2 protein-coding genes are annotated in these 1,111 nt (G+C 58.6%); both read left to right on the forward strand.

All coding sequences use genetic code 11. The annotated features are described in order from the left end of the window. Window positions 1-435: FtsX-like permease family protein (locus A3754_RS24895; protein ID WP_156497216.1), on the forward strand; the 435-nt coding region annotated here is incomplete at its 5' end. Further along, a partial coding sequence (lolD, locus tag A3754_RS24900; RefSeq protein ID WP_063521636.1) for a lipoprotein-releasing ABC transporter ATP-binding protein LolD occupies window positions 428-1,111 on the forward strand: 684 nt, incomplete at its 3' end. The genes A3754_RS24895 and lolD, both read left to right, overlap by 8 nt.

Here is a 1,111-nt window from a genome sequence, read left to right on the forward strand (position 1 = left end):
AAGACCATGATGACGCTGTTGCTCAGCTTCATTGTGGCGGTGGCTGCTTTCAATATCATTTCCAGCCAGGTGATGCTGGTGACTGAAAAGCGCGGCAACATCGCAGTGTTGCGCACGCTGGGGGCGTCACCGGGCACGATCATGCGCATTTTCATGGTTCAGGGCACCCTGATCGGGGTGGCGGGCACCTTGCTGGGGACCGTGCTTGGGGTGCTGTTGGCCACCAATGTGAGCAATATTGCCGAGTGGGTAGAGCGAACGTTTAACACCCGTTTGTTTGATGCCTATTTTGTGAATTATCTGCCGTCCGAGTTGCAGTGGTCCGATGTGGGCACCATTGTGGGGATCGCGCTGTTCATTAGCTTCTCTGCCACCCTGTATCCTTCCTGGCGCGCTAGCCGGGTACAACCTGCGGAGGCGCTGCGTTATGAATGATTCGACGCCTGTCCTGCATGCGCAAACGTTGGTGAAAGCCTACGAAGAGGGCAATAACGAACTGGAAGTGCTCAAGGGTGTGGACCTGACTGTGTACAAGGGCGATATCCTGGCGATTATCGGTGCGTCCGGTTCGGGGAAATCGACCTTGCTGAATCTGCTCGGCGGGCTGGACCACGCTACCCGTGGCTCGGTTTCTATCGCTGGCACTTCGCTGACAGCACTGAATGATCGGGAAACCGGGCGGCTGCGCAACCGTTACCTGGGGTTCGTTTACCAGTTTCACCATCTGTTGCCGGAATTTACCGCGCTGGAAAATGTGGCCATGCCGCTGTTGATCCGTGGCGAAAAGCCGGCGGATTGTCAGGCCCGGGCCGCCGCGATTCTGGAGCGGGTGGGGCTTGAGCATCGTCTCAAGCACAAGCCTTCCGCGCTGAGTGGCGGCGAGCGTCAGCGGGTGGCCATTGCCCGTGCGCTGGTGACCGAGCCGGCACTGGTAATGGCGGATGAGCCCACCGGGAATCTGGATGAGCGCACTGCTGCACAAGTGCAGGCGCTAATGATCGAGTTGAATGAGAATCTGGGTACGGCGTTCATGATCGTGACCCATGACCGGGAGTTTGCCTCCCGCTGCCCGCAGCAATATGAGCTGCACGATGGGTTACTGCGGCGGCTT

The sequence above is a fragment of the Alcanivorax sp. HI0083 genome (assembly GCF_001635175.1).